The organism is Aestuariivirga sp., from assembly GCF_044238155.1.
In the GTDB taxonomy this organism is placed as follows: domain Bacteria; phylum Pseudomonadota; class Alphaproteobacteria; order Rhizobiales; family Aestuariivirgaceae; genus Aestuariivirga.
In genome coordinates this window covers 1-15,557 of the sequence record NZ_JBIIDX010000079.1, presented here as the reverse complement: position 1 = coordinate 15,557, position 15,557 = coordinate 1, and the positions used below count along the sequence as shown (strand labels likewise).

Sequence of the window (15,557 nt, the reverse complement as noted above, 5' to 3'; positions counted from 1 at the left end):
GGGCTCACGCGTGGCATGCGGCTTGCCGATGCACGCGCCCAGCTGCCCGAACTCCTCACTGAAGCGCACGAGCCTGACGCCGACATGGCAAGCCTGCTCGGCCTGTGCCGCTGGATGGAGCGCTACAGCCCCTGGGTTTCGCCTGATGCGCCTGACGGCCTGCTGCTCGATATCACCGGCATCGGCCATCTGTTCGGTGGCGAGGCGCGCATGATCACCGGCATGACCTCGCGCCTTGCGCAATATGGTTTCAGCCTGCGTGCCGGGCAGGGCGCTACGATTGGCGCTGCGTGGGCGCTGGCACGCTATGACGCGAGAGATCTCGCGAGCTTGCCCGTCGAGGCGCTGCGCATTGACGCCACCGCGGCAAAGACGCTGCGTCGCCTTGGTCTCAAGACGGTGGGCGCCCTGCTTGCCATTCCCCGTGCGGCACTGGCGCGCCGCTTCCGTGGCGAAAGTCTTGGCGAGAATGTGCTGATCCGGCTCGACGAAATGATGGGGGCGCGCGAGGAGCCCCTGAACCCGCTCAATCCACCCAGCTCCCTGATCGTTCACCGCGCCCTGATGGAACCCGTCATTCATGCGGCCGGGCTTGAAAACCTTCTCGAAGGCCTTGCCATTGCGCTGGGGCAGGATCTTGCGCGTGAAGGCAAGGGAGCACTGCGGCTCATCCTCAAGCTGTTCCGCAGTGATGGCTCGCGCCTCAACGTGCCGGCGGGCTTTTCGGCGCCCACCCATGATGCAGGTCACATGCTGCGGATCCTCAAGCCCCGGCTTGAAGACATCGACGCCGGTTTCGGCATTGATGCCATGACGCTGGAGGCGCGCGAGACGGCAGAGGCGCCGGTGCGTCAGCATGGCTTTCTCGGGGATGACAGCACGCTCGCCCTCGAACAGCTCAATGACCGCGTGCTGAACCGCCATGATGCGCCTTTTCTTGTGCTCGAAGACGCAGCAAGCCATATTCCTGAGCATGCCGAAACGGCGAAACCCTGCCTTACGCTGCGGCCGGGTGCTGCAGCGCGCGTCACGTCCACCGCCCGGCCGCTGCTCATCTTCGAGATGCCTGAGCCCGTGGCAGTGGTGGCCGCCGTGCCCGATGGCCCGCCGATGCGCCTCACCTGGCGGCGCGTTACCCGCCGCATCGTCAAGGCCCAGGGCCCCGAACGCCTGGCACCCGAATGGTGGCGGGCTGACCGCAGCGCCCGCCCGCGCGACTACTATGTTGCAGAGGATGCCCAGGGCCGCCGCTACTGGCTCTACCGCGAGGGCCTTTATGGCGAGCCGGATGGCCCGCCGCCCAAATGGTTTGTACACGGACTATCTGCATGACCGCCTATGCCGAGCTGCAATGTGCCAGCAATTTCTCGTTTCTGCGCGGCGCCTCCCACCCCGAGGAGCTGGCCGCGCAGGCCCGTCACCTGGGGCTTGCCGCGCTGGCCCTCACCGACCGCAACACGCTCGCCGGCGTGGTGCGCGCCCATGCGGCGGCCAGGGACGCTGGAATTTCCTTCATCGTGGGCGCCAGGCTCGATCTTGTGGCAGACGGGCTCTCGTTTCTTGCCTATCCCGCGGACCGCGCCGCCTATGGCAGGCTCTGCCGGCTGCTGAGCCTAGGCCAGCGCCGGGCGGAGAAGGGGCAATGCCTGCTGACGCTCGAGGATGTGCATGAGCATGCCGAGGGCATGATCTTCGCGCTGCTGGCCGATGGTGCTGGCCGCCTGGCGGAGATCCGCCAGCGCCTCAAGGCACCGCTTTATCTGGCGGCGAGCCACCACTATGGCGGCAATGACCGGGCGCGGCTCAACCGCCTTGCTGAACTGGCGCACCGCCACCGCACCGAATTTCTTGCCACCAACGATGTGCTCTATCATCACGCCAGCAGGCGCATCGTCCAGGACGTGGTGAGCGCGATCCGCGAGGGCGTTGCGGTGGCGCAGGCCGGTCAGCTGCTTGAGGCCAACGCCGAGCGCCACCTCAAGACGCCGGAGGAAATGGCAAGGCTGTTCCGCGATCATCCGCAGGCCATCGCCAACACGCTGGCCATCGCCGGGGCCTGCCGTTTCTCGCTCGATGAGCTCCGCTATGAATATCCCGAAGAGCCCGTGCCGCCCGGCACAACGCCGCAGGCCCATCTCGCCCATCTTGCCTGGGAGGGAGCGGCGCGGCGCTACCCGCAGGGCATTCCGCCCAAGGTCGGGCGCAGCATCACGCGCGAGCTGGAGCTGATCGGCAGGCTCAACTATGCGCCCTATTTCCTCACCGTACATGACATCGTGCAGTTTGCCCGCAGCCAGGATCCGCCCATCCTCTGTCAGGGGCGGGGTTCGGCCGCCAACTCTGCCGTCTGCTATGCGATCGGCATCACGGCGGTCGACCCCGGCGAGATCGAGCTGCTGTTCGAACGATTCATCTCGGAGGAGCGCAAGGAGCCGCCTGATATCGACGTCGACTTCGAGCATGAGCGGCGCGAGCTGGTAATTCAGTACATCTACGCCCGCTATGGCCGCGAGCGCGCCGGGCTTGCCGCCACCGTCATCAGCTATCGCGGCCGCTCGGCCCTGCGCGAGGTGGGCAAGGCCATGGGCCTGTCGGAGGATGTGACCGCAGCACTGGCCGGCATCGTCTGGGGCCGCATGAGCGAGGAGATGCAGGCCGGGAGGCTCAAGGAGGCGGGCCTTGACCCCGATGACCCGCTGCTCGCCCGGGTGATTGAGCTTGCCGATGAGCTACAGGGCTTTCCACGCCATCTCTCGCAGCATGTCGGTGGCTTCGTGCTCACCAAGGGCCGTCTCGATGAAACCGTGCCGATCGGCAATGCTGCCATGGCGGAGCGCACCTTCATCGAATGGGACAAGGACGACATCGACACGCTGGGCATCCTGAAAATCGACGTGCTGGCGCTCGGCATGCTCACCTGCATCCAGAAGAGCTTCGGGCTGATCGCCGCCTGGTATGGCCTTCGCTATGAGCTGGCCACGCTGCCGCGCGAGGACGCGGCGGTCTATGACATGCTGTGCAAGGCGGACTCCGTCGGCGTCTTCCAGGTCGAGAGCCGGGCCCAGATGAACATGCTGCCGCGGCTCCGGCCGCGCTGCTTCTATGACCTCGTCATCGAGGTGGCGATCGTGCGCCCCGGCCCCATCCAGGGCGACATGGTGCATCCCTATCTGCGGCGCCGCGATGGGCTGGAGCCCGAGGATTATCCCGCCCCGCACCCCGATTTCGGACCGCCCGATGAATTGCGCCAGGTGCTCGGCCGTACCAGGGGCGTGCCGCTGTTCCAGGAACAGGCGATGAAGCTCGCGATGGTGGCGGCCGAGTTCACCGCGGGCGAGCTCAATGAATTGCGCAAGGCCATGGCCACCTTCCGGCGCCGTGGCACCATCGGCAGGCTTGAGCAGAAAATGGTCAACCGCATGGTGGAGCGCGGCTATGATGCTGCTTTCGCGGCGCGCTGCTTCAGCCAGATCAAAGGCTTTGGTGAATATGGATTTCCCGAAAGCCATGCCGCAAGCTTTGCCCACCTCGTCTATGTCTCGGCCTGGCTCAAGCGCCATTACCCGGAGGTTTTTGCCGCTGCCCTGCTCAACTCCCAGCCCATGGGCTTTTATGCGCCAGCCCAGATCGTGCGTGATGCACGCGAGCACGGGGTCGAGGTGCGGCCCGTCGACATCACCTTCTCGGAGTGGGATTCGACGCTGGAGGAGCCAGCCTCCAACACCTCGCGCGCTGCGCTGCGGCTCGGCCTGCGCGAGGTGGAAGGCCTGCGGCTTGCTGATGGCTTGCGGCTTGTTGAAGTCCGTACACGAAGTAAAAATCTGTCAATTGCAGCATTGCATGCGGCTGGCGTTCCTGCAGCAGGGCTCGAGAAGCTTGCCGCCGCCGATTGCTTCCGCTCGCTGGGTCTCGACCGGCGCGCCGCGCTGTGGGAGGTGAAGGCGCTGTCGCGGTCCGACCCGTTGCCGCTTTTTGCCTTCGCGCAGGCGCTGGAGCAGGGCGCGGAGCCTTCCGTGGCGCTCCCGGCCATGCCGCTCTCGGAGCATGTGGTGAACGACTATCAGACCGTGAAACTGTCGCTCAAGGCGCATCCCATGCAGTTCCTGCGCGGCCGCTGCGAGGCCCGCAAGGTAACGGACAATGACCGCCTCAAGGCGCTGCGCAATGGTGCGGCTGTCAGCGTGGCGGGCGTGGTGCTGGTCCGCCAGCGCCCCGGCTCGGCCAAGGGTGTGGTGTTCGTGACGCTGGAAGATGAGTTCTCCGTTTGCAATGCGGTGATCTGGCCGCAGGTTCTGGAAAGTCACCGGGCCGTGGTGATGGGCGCCAGGCTCATGCTGATCCGTGGCCGCGTGCAGAGGACGGGCGGCATCATTCACGTGGTGGCGCAGCGCATCGAGGACTGCTCGGATTGGCTTGCCTTGCTCAGTGAAGAAGGGCAGTCACTCAAAACCTCGCTGGCTCGGGCCGATGAGGTTGTGCGCCCGGGGCCTGAGCCCTACCGGCAGGTGCCGCCTGCCCGCCATCCGCGCCAGCAGCGGGTGATTCCGAAGAGCCGCGACTTTCACTGACCTGCTGGTTACCGGTTCATCCACCAGATCGCGGCGTTGAGCACCGCGGCAAAGCTGACCCAGGCGAGATAGGGCACGAACAGCCAGCCCGCCAGGCTGGAGCGTGCGAAAAACGCCAGCATGGTGAGCGCCACGCCAAGCCACAGGAAGACGACCTCGATCAGCGCCAGGCCAGGCGAGCGTGCTGCGAAGAACAGTAATGTCCAAAGCAGGTTCAGCGCCAGCTGCACGAAGAACAGGATGAGAGCGGGCCTTACCTGTTCACCGGTTTGCCATACCAGCCAGGCTGCCACCGCCATCATGATGTAGAGCAGCGTCCACACCGGGCCGAACACGGCATCGGGGGGTGTCCATGCGGGCTTGGCGATGGTCCGGTACCAGCCGTCGATCGACGCCGTGCTGGCAAGCCCGCCCAGCATGCCAACCGCAAGGCAGAGCAGGATCAGTAGAGCAAGCACGGCCCATTTGTTGCGCAGCATGTGTCTCACATCATCGCGTTGGTTGAGCCCAGCGAGCCGAGGAACAGGATCGTGCCCAGACAGGCAATCGCCAGACCGCCCGCAAGCCGGAGGGCGATGGTGAACCCATCCAGCAAACGAGCATTGCCGCGCATCATACGCGCTGCCAGCTTCTTTGAATAGACGGCGATGGCGGCAATCACCGACACGGTGATGAAGGTGCCGGCCGCCATGGCAAAGGCCGATGCGATGCCTGCCCAGTAGAGCCCCAGTCCGCTGGCGAACAGCAAAACCAGAATGGCGCCGGTGCAGGGCCGCACGCCAACGGCAAAGGAAAGAGACAGGGCGCGGGCCAGCGACCAGTCGCCCTTCACCTCCTGAGCGGAGGGCAGATGCGCATGGCCGCAGTCACAGTCTGGGCCATGCACATGGCCGGATCCCGCAGCCACATTGCGCAATGGCTGAAAGCTCGAAAAATCATCAAGCGCAACAGACTGGCGCGTTGCCACCACGGCAGGCAATGCCTTGCGCGTCGGCGCCAGAAGCAGAACGCCTGTCCACAGCAGATAGGCGCCGAGAAGTGCAATGAATGCGTAGCTCGCACTTTCGAGAAGGCCTGCCAAGCTGCGCGCGGTCGAACCGACACTTGCCACCACGAGGAGCAGCGCGCTGACCAGCACTATGGCGGTCAGCGCCTGGATGACGGCGCTCATCAGCGAAATCAGCACGCCACGTTTCAGCTCATTCTCGGTGGCCAGCAGCCAGGCCGAGATGACGGCCTTGCCGTGGCCGGGCCCTGCGGCGTGAAACACGCCATAGGCGAAGCTCAGCAGCATCAGGGTCCAGGTCGCAGTCAGCGGCGAGGCCCCCTTCATCTGGCGGAGCGCGGCTGAAAGCCGGCCGTAAAACGCCTGCTGCTTGTCGCGGGCCCATAGCATGGGGTCTTCCAGAAAGGCCACCTCTTCGACCGTGCCGTCCTTGTTGCGTGGCTGCACCAGCAGCTTGCGGCGGTCGATCTTCGGCGGTGCTTCTGCCTGCTGGGCTGCCGGGGCGGTACTCGTCTGGGCGCTGGCCTGGGGCAAAACGGCCAGTGCCAGGCACAGAACGGCGACGAGGCCCATGAGCAGCCGCATCACGTGCTGCACTGAACCGTCACCGGCTGGGCGAACAGTGCGCCGAAATCCTCTTCGTTCTCGGGCTTCCAGTCACGGCCCTTGGTAGCCAGCATGGCGCGGGTCTGCTCGAGCTCGGCATCGGTTGGCACCGGTTTCACCACCAGCGTGCAGGCCTGTGGCATGGCGCCCAGAACCGTGACGGGTTCATCGCCTGCATAGTCGAAGGCAATGAAGAAATCCGGGTCATAGACCTTGGCCACGAAGGCGCCCTTGGTGGGATCAAGCGGTGTGGCGAGTGGCACCTGCATATGCAGCTGCAGCTTGCCGTTGGAATAGATCTGTCCCGCATCCGTCGCGGGGCCCAGTGCCTGCTTCTCGCCGTTGAAGCGGATCACGGTGAAATAATCATAGTCCCTGAGCGACTCCATGTTCTCGCGGGTGAGCGGCTCGAGTTCAGAGGGGGCGTAGTCGCCATCGCCGTTGGCATCGAGGCCATCGAGCGCCATCTGCGCATACCCATCATCGAAGGTCCACATCAGGTTCACGGCAGTGATCAGTCCCTGATCATTGAACACCACATCTGAGCGCATCTCGATCCAAACATGCGGGTGGGCGAGCGCAGGTGCGCAGCTGGCAGCACAGGTCAGCGCCAGACAGGCCGAACTCATAACCCGCCGTAGGTTCATTTCTCCCCGCTCCTTCGACTCGGGTGAGGAATGATGTGGCAATGCGGCGAAAAAGTGAAGCGCTGGCGGCCAGGATCAACCAGACAGACATTCACCAAAGCCGCTGGCCAGGTCTTTGAGCAGGGCCTGATAGGCATCGGGCCCCGGCGTCAGCTGCGCGCCCAGCGGATCCAGCACGCCCGGGCGAGCCGTCGTTCCCTCGGTCACGGTGCTGACCAGCCTGTCATCATACTGCGGCTCGCGGAAGACGCAGACTGCCTTCACCGCATCGATCTGATGGCGCAATTCGGAGATCCGCCTCGCGGAGGGTTGCTGGGCGGAGACGTCGGCAATCGCCCCGGCGGGCGTCAGCCCGAAGCGAGTCTCGAAATACTGGAAGGCATCATGGAATACCACATAGGGCCTGTCTTTCACCGGCTGCAGCCGGGCTGCGATGTCAGCGGAGAGCAGCGTGAGTGATTGGGCAAAGGCCGCTGCGTTGGCGGCATAAACGGCGGCATTCGACGGGTCGGCCTCCGAAAGTTTCCCCGCGACGGCGACTGCCATGGCCTTGGCGTTCTCTGGATCGAGCCAGACATGCGGGTCAAACGCAAGCACGCTCCCGGCATGGTCGTGATCGTTGTCATGACCCTCGCCATGGTCATGGCCGTGGTCGTGATCGTGGGCCGCCCACGCGCCGCCTTCGCGAATGGGAAGCCTGGCAACGCCGGGCGCCATGGCCAGTTCGACAAACTGCTTGCCGTTGACGGCGTCGCTGCCGCTCAACTGGGAAAGCTTCGCCTCGAGCCCCTGCCCGACGATGAACACCAGATCGGCCTTGCCCAGCGCCGCAATCTGCTGCGGAGTGAATTTGGCGCGGTGCTCGGAGAGGCTGCCCTGAAGCAGCAGTTCCGGCTGGCCGGTATTGCCCATGACGGCAGAGACGATCGCGTGAACGGGCACCACCGAAGCAATCACCCTCGGCTGGGCAAGGACGGGGATCGTGCCGAACAGCAGCAAAATGGCGGCCAGGCTAAGGCGCATGCATGACTCCAATGTAATGTTATAATATAACATATCATTAGAACTCTGCTGTGGTCAAGCCCTGCCGGATGCTGCGGCCCCACGGCGAATTGCCAGGCCGCCGCTGACCTGTCAGAGAAGGACCATGGCCCTGGATGTCTCGATCGGCGCGGCTCTGTTTGCCGGCGCGCTGAGTTTTCTCAGCCCTTGCGTTTTGCCGCTGGTGCCACCCTATCTGTGCTTCATAACCGGCACATCGCTTGAGGAACTGGTGGACCATAAGGCCCGCCCTCAGGAGGAGCGGCGGCGCACGCTTCTGGCCGCGCTGCTGTTCGTGCTCGGCTTCTCCACGGTGTTCGTGGCGCTGGGCGCCAGCGCCTCGTGGCTTGGTGGCCTGCTGCGCACCGAACTTGCCCGTCAGGTCGAGGTTCTGGGGTTTTCCTTCAATCCCGTCACGGCCGTGGCGGGCCTTATCATCATCGTCATGGGGCTTCACTTCCTCGGCTTGTTCCGCCTGTTGTGGATTTCCAGAGAACTCCGCTATCAGCACGATGCCCATCCCGGCGGGCTTGTTGGCGCCTATCTGATCGGCCTTGCCTTTGCCTTCGGCTGGACTCCATGCATCGGCCCGGTTCTGGGCACCATTCTCACCATCGCGGCCAGCGAACAGGATGTGGCCAAGGGCGCCGGGTTGCTGGCCGTCTATTCGGCAGGGCTTGGCATTCCCTTCCTCCTGGCCGCGGCGGGCATCGGCACCTTCATGGGTTTCATGGCGCGCTTCCGCAAGCATCTCGGCAAGGTGGAGAAGGTGGCCGGCGCCCTGCTCGTCGTCTCGGGCCTCATGTTCATCACGGGTGGCGTGCAGGCCGTGTCCTACTGGTTGATCGAACGGTTCCCCTTCCTGCTCAATCTCGGCTGAGTCACTGACGCAACTGTTGTCTTGACGGGGTTTTGCGCGCATCATCTCCAGGATCATGCGGGAGATGGCGGCATGACCAAGCTTCACGGTATCAGGGCCTGCGTATTTGACGCCTATGGCACGCTGTTCGACGTGCATGCGCCTGTGCGCAAGCTGGCCGCCGAGCTTGGCGGCAAGGCCGAAGATATTTCGCGGCTGTGGCGCCAGAAGCAACTCGAATACACCTGGCTCAGGAGCCTGATGGGCGTGCATGCCGATTTCTGGCATGTGACCTCCGAGGCGCTCGACTATACGCTCGACCAGCATGGCGTCGCCGAACCTGGCCTCAAGGATGAATTGATGGCGCTCTACCTGAAGCTCGACGCCTATCCCGAAGTGATGGAGGCGCTGGAGACCGTGAAATCGAAGAGCAAGCTCACGGCCATTCTCTCCAATGGCAGCCCGTCGATGCTCGAAGCCATTGTCAGCCATGCCGGCCTCGAGCGCTTCTTCAACCTTGTCCTCTCGGTCGAGGATGTGGGAATCTACAAGCCCAGCCGCCGCGTCTACCGCCATGCGATGCAGAAGCTGCAGATCCATGACGCACCGGCGGTATGCTTTATTTCCGCCAATTGCTGGGATGCGCAGGCCGCTGCCCAGTTTGGTTTCCAGGCAGTGCGTGTTGACCGCTTCGGTCTCAGGGACGATCGCATTCCCGGCAGGCCCGCCGCCTATATCCCCGATCTTGGCGGCCTCGCGGCTCTTCTCTAGCGGCGCGCCTCGATTGCATCCCAGATCAGGCTCGCGATGTCGGCGCCGCCAAATCGCTTCACCTCGCGGATCCCGGTGGGTGAGGTGACGTTGATCTCGGTGAGACAGTCGCCGATCACGTCGATGCCGACGAAGATCAGGCCGCGTGCCTTCAGATCAGGGCCGAGCGCCTCGCAGATTTCCTGTTCGCGCCGGGTGAGTGTCGTGGGCTCCGCCCGGCCGCCCACATGCATGTTCGAGCGGTTCTCGTTCACTGCCGGGACGCGGTTGATGGCGCCTGCCGCCTTGCCGTCCACCAGGATGATGCGCTTGTCACCCCTGCGCACGTCAGGAAGATAGCGCTGCGCGATGAAGGGCTCGCGGAAGGTCTGGGTGAACAGTTCGAGAAGGGCGGAGAAATTCTGGTCGCTCTCGCCCAGCCGGAACACGCCTGCTCCGCCATTGCCATAGAGCGGCTTCAGGATGATGTCACCATGGGCGCGACGGAAGGCCGCCAGCTCTGCGGCATCGCGTGTGATGATGGTTTCCGGCATGAACTGACGGTAGTTCAGCACGAAGAGCTTTTCGGGCGCGTTGCGGACTTCGGCAGGATCGTTCACCACCAGGGTGCGTGGGTGAATGGCCTCGAGCATGTGGGTGGCTGTGATGTAGCCCATGTCGAAGGGCGGGTCCTGGCGCATCAACACCACGTCGCAGCCGCCCAGATCGGCGCGGCGCTCGGCTGCCAGTGTGAAATGATTGCCTGACTCGTCGCGCACCGCGATGTCATGGCCTGTGGCGAACAGGGCGCCGCTCTCGAGCGCCAGCGTTTTCGTCTGGTAATAGAACAGCCGGTGGCCGCGCGCCTGCGCCTCCAGCATCATGGCGAAGGTTGAATCGCCCGCAATGTTGATGGACTGGATCGGGTCCATCTGCACCGCAACACTCAGCACCATCTCATTGGTCTCCGTCGAAGGCGTTCTCGATATGCCGCGGCCAGTGGTAGGGGCTCAGCGCCACGATGTCAAAACGGCAGGCCGTCGAGGCAGCCAAGGGGTGGCGTGCGAGGAAGTGCTGGGCTGCTGCGGAGATGCGCCGCGCCTGACGGGGCGATACGGCCTCGATGGCCTCGGCGGGGGTCTTGCGTATCTTCACCTCGATGAAGGCTGTCACCTTCCCCCGCTGCATGATGAGGTCAACCTCGCCAACTGGACACTTGTACCGCAGCGCCAGACGCCGCCAGCCCTTGAACCGCAGATACCACAGCGCGGCGAGTTCCGCCGCGCGGCCCCGGTTCTCGGATGTCCGGCGGTCATGGACCATCGCGCTCCTTGCGCGCCAGGATGCGCTGGTAGATCTCGGCCCGGTTGAGCTTGAGGCGTTTCGAAATGTCGGAGGCCGCCTTGCTGGCCGGCAGACTGGCGAGCGCCTCGGTAATGGCTGCCTCGAGGTCGTCCTCGGAGACGACATCCTGGGCAACGGGCGGCGAGACCAGAAGCGTGATCTCGCCCTTCACCGCCGGCCGTGCAGTGAGCCTCGCGGCGATGTCCGTGGCTGTTCCGCGCAGTACCTCCTCGTGGAGCTTGGTCAGTTCACGCGTCACCGCGACCGTGCGGCCGGGTAGCGTGGCCGCAACATCATGGAGCGCCTCGATGATGCGGTGCGGGCTTTCGAAGAACACCAGCGTGGCCCTAGTGCCGGCGAACTCGCTGAGAACCCTGCGGCGTTCGCCCGGCTTCTGTGGCAGGAAGCCCGCAAACAGGAAGCGGTCGGTGGGCAATCCGGAAACTGCAAGCCCCGCCAGTACCGCCGAGGCCCCAGGGCAGACCGTCACCGGAATGGACAGAGCTAGGGCTTCCGTCACTAGCCGGTAGCCGGGGTCCGAGACCAGCGGCATGCCGGCATCGCTGATCAATGCGATCGTTGCTCCATCGCTGAGCCGGGCAAGGATTGCCGGCCGGACCTTCTGGGCATTGTGTTCATGATAGGGCGAGAGCTTGGTGCGAATGGCGAAACGCTCCATCAGCTTGCCGCTGGTGCGCGTATCCTCGCACAGGACGATATCGGCGGCAGCCAGCGTTGTCAGCGCGCGCAAGGTGATGTCACCGAGATTGCCGATGGGTGTCGCCACCAGATGAAGTCCGGGCGCGACCGGATCTGCCTCGAAGCGGTGCGCGCCTATCGTGTAGCTGGGGCGGGCGGGGTTCATGGGTCGACGTTAGTGTCAGACCGCCAGCTCTGCAATCACGGCATTGAGCAGCTTGCGGCCCCGCGCCGTCGCTGCAAGGCGCTGGCCTTCCAGCGTCACGAGATCGAGCTCGGCAAGGCTGGCCAGACGCGCGGCATCGATGCCGCGTCCGGCGAGCGCGCCGTAGCGCGAAAGATCCACGCCCTCGGCAATGCGCAGCGCCATCAGCAGATATTCCTGCGCCTGCTCCTCCGGCGTCACCGCAACGTCGCTGACGATGCCATGATCTTGCGTCTCGACCAGACTGCGCCACGTCTCGGGATGTTTCTCGGCGATCAGCGCCCGGCGGTTTCTGCCACTGGCCAGGCGGCTATGGGCGCCAGGTCCCGCGCCTGCATATTCGCCATAGCGCCAGTAGAGCAGATTGTGGCGTGACTCATCGCCGGGCCTTGCGTGGTTGGACACTTCATAGGCGGCAAGGCCCGCCTTCTCCGTCAACTCCTGGGTCAGATCATAGAGCTCCGCGGCGGGCTCTTCCCCGGGCGTGACGAGACGACCCTGCGCATGCAGATCGAAATAGGCGGTGCCGGGCTCGATCGTGAGCTGGTAGAGCGACATGTGCCCCTGCTGCTCGGCAAGCGCGTGCGAGAGTTCGGCCTTCCAGGCATCGGGGGTCTGGCCGGGCCTTGCATAGATCATGTCGAAAGACACGCGCGGAAAGATGCTGGCGGCCAGCCTGAAAGCAGCGATGGCTTCTGTAGCGGAGTGCTGGCGGCCCAGTGCGCGCAGATCAGCGTCAACCAGCGCCTGCACGCCCACTGACACGCGGTTGATGCCCGCTGTACGGTAGCCGCGGAAATTTTCCGCCTCGATCGAGGTCGGGTTGGCTTCGAGCGTCGTCTCGACATCGGGAGAAACACGCCACAGAGTGGCAATGGCGTCGAGCACATGGGCCACTGCGGCGGGCGGCATCAGCGAGGGCGTGCCGCCGCCGAAGAAGATCGACGTGACGGTGCGGCCGGGCGTTTCAGTGGCGAACCACGCGAGTTCGCGCGCCAGCGCGCCTGCGAAAGACATTGTGTCAACGGGTGCGTGGCGGACATGGCTGTTGAAGTCACAATAAGGGCACTTGGCCTTGCAGAACGGCCAGTGCACGTAGATTCCGAAGGCGTCAGAGGAGGTCACGGACGAGACTGTCCAGCGCCCTGGCGCGGTGCGAGATCTTGTTCTTCTCCGCGGGCGTCAGCTCGGCGAAGCTGCGGGTCTCACCGTCCGGCACGAACACCGGGTCATAGCCGTGGCCGAGCTTGCCGCGCGGTGGCCACGCAAGCGTTCCGGCGATGCGGCCCTCATAGATCCGGTCCTCGCCATCGGGCCAGGCGACGCACAGCGTGCAGACGAACTCGGCACGGCGCTTCTCGGGAGTGGTGGCCCCCCGCGCCTGCAGCTTCTCTTCGACAAGGCGCATGGCCATGGTCCAGTCGCGACCTGGCCCTGCCCAGTCGGCGGTGTGTACACCGGGTTCTCCACCAAGCGCCTCCACGCACAGCCCGGAGTCATCGGAAATGGCGATGAGGCCGCTTGCCTTCATTGCCGCATGCGCCTTGATGCGGGCATTGCCGGCGAAACTGGCTTCGGTTTCGGCAGGCTCCGCAAGCCCGAGATCGCCAGCCGACACCGCCTCGATGCCGTGAGGCCTGAACAGAGCGCGAAACTCCTCGAGCTTGCCCCGGTTGTGGGTGGCGATCACGATCTTCGTGCCGGCGAGCCCGCGCATCAGGCAATTGCTGCCCGCTGCGCGGCGACCAGCTCTGCGATGCCCTTGCGGGCGAGGCCGAGCAGCTCCATCAGGCTGTCCTGGGAGAAGGGCTCGCCCTCCGCCGTGCCCTGGATTTCGACGATGCCGCCCTGGCCGGTCATGACGAAATTGGCATCGGTTGCGGCAGACGAATCTTCCGGATAGTCGAGGTCGAGCACAGGCACCCCGCCATGAATGCCGCAGGAAATGGCGGCGACATGGTCTTTCAGCGGCCAGGCCTTGAACATGGCGCGCTGCTCCATCCATTTCAGGCAGTCGAACAGCGCCACCCAGGAGCCGGTGATCGCTGCGGTGCGGGTTCCGCCATCGGCCTGCAGCACGTCGCAGTCGAGCGTGATCTGGCGTTCGCCAAGTGCGACCAGATCAACCACGGCGCGCAGGCTGCGGCCGACGAGGCGCTGGATTTCCTGGGTGCGGCCGGATTGCTTGCCGGATGCCGCCTCGCGCCTGGTGCGCTCATGCGTGGCGCGTGGCAGCATGCCATATTCGGCAGTGACCCAGCCCTTGCCGCCGCCCTTGAGCCAGGGCGGTACCTTTTCCTCAAGCGAGGCCGTGCACAGCACATGGGTGTCGCCGAAGCGAACGAGGCATGAGCCTTCCGCATGGCGGGTGAAGCCGCGGGCAAAGCTGACGGGGCGCAATTCGTCCGGTTTCCGTCCTGATGGACGCATGATGTTCATTCCTTGTTCCCAAGATCTGGCTTCTAGCCCCTCGATTGACCCGCGCCAACTTGATTTCTACATTGGGTCCATGAGCATGATCCCGCCCAAGTCCTTCGCCGATGAGCGTCTCTCCGGGATCGCCGGGCTCGACCAGCGCTCGCGCGATATCTTCCGCCGCCTCGTCGACACCTATCTCGAAACCGGCGAGCCGGTTGGCTCGCGCACCATTTCGCGCATACTGCCGCAGAACCTGTCGCCCGCCTCGGTGCGCAACGTGATGATGGACCTCGAGGATGCAGGCCTCATCTTCTCGCCGCACACCAGTGCTGGACGGGTGCCAACGGAACAGGGCCTGCGGTTCTTCGTCGACGCGGTCATGGAAGTGGGCGCCATGAGCGCAGACGAGCGATCGCGCATCGACGCCCAGATTGCCGCCTCCAACCGCCAGCGCCGGCTTGAGGATGTGCTGGGCGAAGCCACCACGATGCTTTCCGGCCTGTCGCACTGCGCCGGCGTCATCCTGGCGCCCAAGATCAATTCGCGTCTGAAACACATCGAGTTCGTCAATCTCGGCCCTGGCCGTGCACTGGTCATCCTGGTGGGCGAGGACGGCAGCGTCGAGAACCGCGTGATCGAGGTGCCGCGGGGGCTGCCGCCCTCAAGCCTCACGCAAGCCTCGAACTATCTCTCGACCCGCTTTCAGGGCAAGACCATCGCCGAGGTGCAGCTCTTCGTGCGGGACGAGATGCAGAACCTGCGCCGCGAGCTGGACGAGATTTCCGCGCGCATCGTCGAGGCGGGCATCGGCCAGTGGTCGGGCGCCACGGACGCCGACGACAAGACGCTGATCGTGCGCGGCCAGGCCAATCTGATCGAGAATGCCACCGCCGCGGCCGATCTCGAGCGTATCCGCAAGCTGTTCGACGACATCGAGAACAAGAAGGAGCTGGCGCAGCTCCTGGGCGCCGCCGAGATCGGCGAAGGGGTGCGAATCTTCATCGGGTCCGAGAACCGGCTGTTCTCGCTGTCCGGAAGCTCCATCATTGTGGCGCCCTACCGCAACGCCGAGGAAAAGATCGTCGGCGTGATGGGCATCATCGGCCCCACCCGCATCAATTATGCCCGCATCATTCCCATGGTTGACTATACGGCCAAGGCAATCGGGCGCCTGCTCACTTGATTTTTCGGTCGAGGCAGCCGATATGCCAGCCGGGCACGATATCAAGGAATTAGAGTCATGGCTGATGACAGCACAGCAACCGAGCAGGCCGCTGCCAAGGCGCAGGCGGCCGGCGAAACTCCGGATGCAACGAGCGCGGAGGAACTTGCCGAGGTGCTTGCCATCGATGCCCGCGAGCTGGAAATCGCCCAGCTGCGCGAAGAGGCTGCCCAGCTGAAAGACCGGCTGCTG

At 64.6% G+C, this 15,557-nt stretch carries 15 protein-coding genes; 5 read left to right on the top strand and 10 right to left on the bottom strand.

Features of this window, described 5'->3' with window-relative positions; all coding sequences use genetic code 11:
• The coding region (locus ACILRN_RS09770; protein ID WP_395687780.1) for a Y-family DNA polymerase at positions 1-1,332 on the top strand (1,332 nt) is incomplete at its 5' end.
• The gene (locus ACILRN_RS09765; protein WP_395687778.1) at positions 1,329-4,568 is read left to right on the top strand and encodes an error-prone DNA polymerase; all 3,240 of its coding nucleotides are present in this window, start codon (positions 1,329-1,331) and stop codon (positions 4,566-4,568) included. The genes ACILRN_RS09770 and ACILRN_RS09765, both read left to right, overlap by 4 nt.
• Before the next feature lie 8 nt (positions 4,569-4,576).
• Here the strand turns inward: ACILRN_RS09765 and ACILRN_RS09760 are convergent, their stop codons facing one another.
• The 4 genes from ACILRN_RS09760 to ACILRN_RS09745 all read right to left on the bottom strand — a co-directional run bounded on the left by ACILRN_RS09760 (position 4,577) and on the right by ACILRN_RS09745 (position 7,850).
• Positions 4,577-5,047 (bottom strand): TspO/MBR family protein, encoded by a 471-nt coding sequence (locus ACILRN_RS09760; protein ID WP_395687776.1) that lies wholly within the window; start codon positions 5,045-5,047, stop codon positions 4,577-4,579.
• Positions 5,048-5,052: 5 nt separating this feature from the next.
• A complete protein-coding gene (locus ACILRN_RS09755; protein ID WP_395687774.1) occupies positions 5,053-6,159 on the bottom strand; it encodes a nickel/cobalt transporter in 1,107 nt (368 codons plus the stop codon).
• Positions 6,159-6,827 carry a DUF1007 family protein gene (locus ACILRN_RS09750; protein ID WP_395687772.1) on the bottom strand — a complete coding sequence of 223 codons (669 nt, stop codon included), beginning with the start codon at positions 6,825-6,827 and terminating at the stop codon, positions 6,159-6,161. Before ACILRN_RS09750 ends, ACILRN_RS09755 begins: the two co-directional genes overlap by 1 nt.
• A 75-nt stretch (positions 6,828-6,902) precedes the next feature.
• Positions 6,903-7,850 carry a zinc ABC transporter substrate-binding protein gene (locus tag ACILRN_RS09745; protein WP_395687770.1) on the bottom strand — a complete coding sequence of 316 codons (948 nt, stop codon included), beginning with the start codon at positions 7,848-7,850 and terminating at the stop codon, positions 6,903-6,905.
• A gap of 124 nt (positions 7,851-7,974) precedes the next feature.
• Between ACILRN_RS09745 and ACILRN_RS09740 the strand changes: the two genes are divergently transcribed.
• Together ACILRN_RS09740 and ACILRN_RS09735 are read left to right on the top strand one after the other, a co-directional pair.
• Positions 7,975-8,748 carry a cytochrome c biogenesis CcdA family protein gene (locus ACILRN_RS09740; RefSeq protein ID WP_395687768.1) on the top strand — a complete coding sequence of 258 codons (774 nt, stop codon included), beginning with the start codon at positions 7,975-7,977 and terminating at the stop codon, positions 8,746-8,748.
• Positions 8,749-8,820: 72 nt separating this feature from the next.
• Positions 8,821-9,498 (top strand): haloacid dehalogenase type II, encoded by a 678-nt coding sequence (locus ACILRN_RS09735; protein WP_395687766.1) that lies wholly within the window; start codon positions 8,821-8,823, stop codon positions 9,496-9,498.
• Here the strand turns inward: ACILRN_RS09735 and gshB are convergent.
• Genes gshB through rph form a run of 6 tightly spaced genes read right to left on the bottom strand, consistent with a single transcriptional unit; the run spans position 9,495 to position 14,155 of the window.
• The gene (gene gshB, locus ACILRN_RS09730) at positions 9,495-10,433 is read right to left on the bottom strand and encodes a glutathione synthase (RefSeq protein ID WP_395687764.1); all 939 of its coding nucleotides are present in this window, start codon (positions 10,431-10,433) and stop codon (positions 9,495-9,497) included. The two genes, ACILRN_RS09735 and gshB, sit on opposite strands and share 4 nt — an antisense overlap.
• Position 10,434: 1 nt before the next feature.
• Positions 10,435-10,800: a YraN family protein gene (locus ACILRN_RS09725; protein WP_395687762.1), complete on the bottom strand. Its 366-nt coding sequence runs from the start codon at positions 10,798-10,800 to the stop codon at positions 10,435-10,437.
• A complete protein-coding gene (gene rsmI, locus ACILRN_RS09720; protein ID WP_395687760.1) occupies positions 10,790-11,686 on the bottom strand; it encodes a 16S rRNA (cytidine(1402)-2'-O)-methyltransferase in 897 nt (298 codons plus the stop codon). The genes ACILRN_RS09725 and rsmI overlap by 11 nt, the downstream gene beginning before the upstream one ends.
• Positions 11,687-11,701: 15 nt before the next feature.
• The gene (gene hemW / locus ACILRN_RS09715) at positions 11,702-12,850 is read right to left on the bottom strand and encodes a radical SAM family heme chaperone HemW (RefSeq protein ID WP_395687759.1); all 1,149 of its coding nucleotides are present in this window, start codon (positions 12,848-12,850) and stop codon (positions 11,702-11,704) included.
• The gene (gene rdgB, locus ACILRN_RS09710; RefSeq protein ID WP_395687757.1) at positions 12,837-13,442 is read right to left on the bottom strand and encodes an RdgB/HAM1 family non-canonical purine NTP pyrophosphatase; all 606 of its coding nucleotides are present in this window, start codon (positions 13,440-13,442) and stop codon (positions 12,837-12,839) included. Before rdgB ends, hemW begins: the two co-directional genes overlap by 14 nt.
• On the bottom strand, positions 13,442-14,155 hold the full coding sequence (rph, locus tag ACILRN_RS09705) for a ribonuclease PH (protein WP_395687782.1): 714 nt from the start codon (positions 14,153-14,155) through the stop codon (positions 13,442-13,444). Before rph ends, rdgB begins: the two co-directional genes overlap by 1 nt.
• 79 nt (positions 14,156-14,234) lie before the next feature.
• Here rph and hrcA point away from each other — a divergent pair, with 79 nt between their 5' ends.
• A complete protein-coding gene (hrcA, locus tag ACILRN_RS09700) occupies positions 14,235-15,326 on the top strand; it encodes a heat-inducible transcriptional repressor HrcA (protein ID WP_395687755.1) in 1,092 nt (363 codons plus the stop codon).
• The last annotated feature ends 231 nt before the right edge of the window (positions 15,327-15,557 follow it).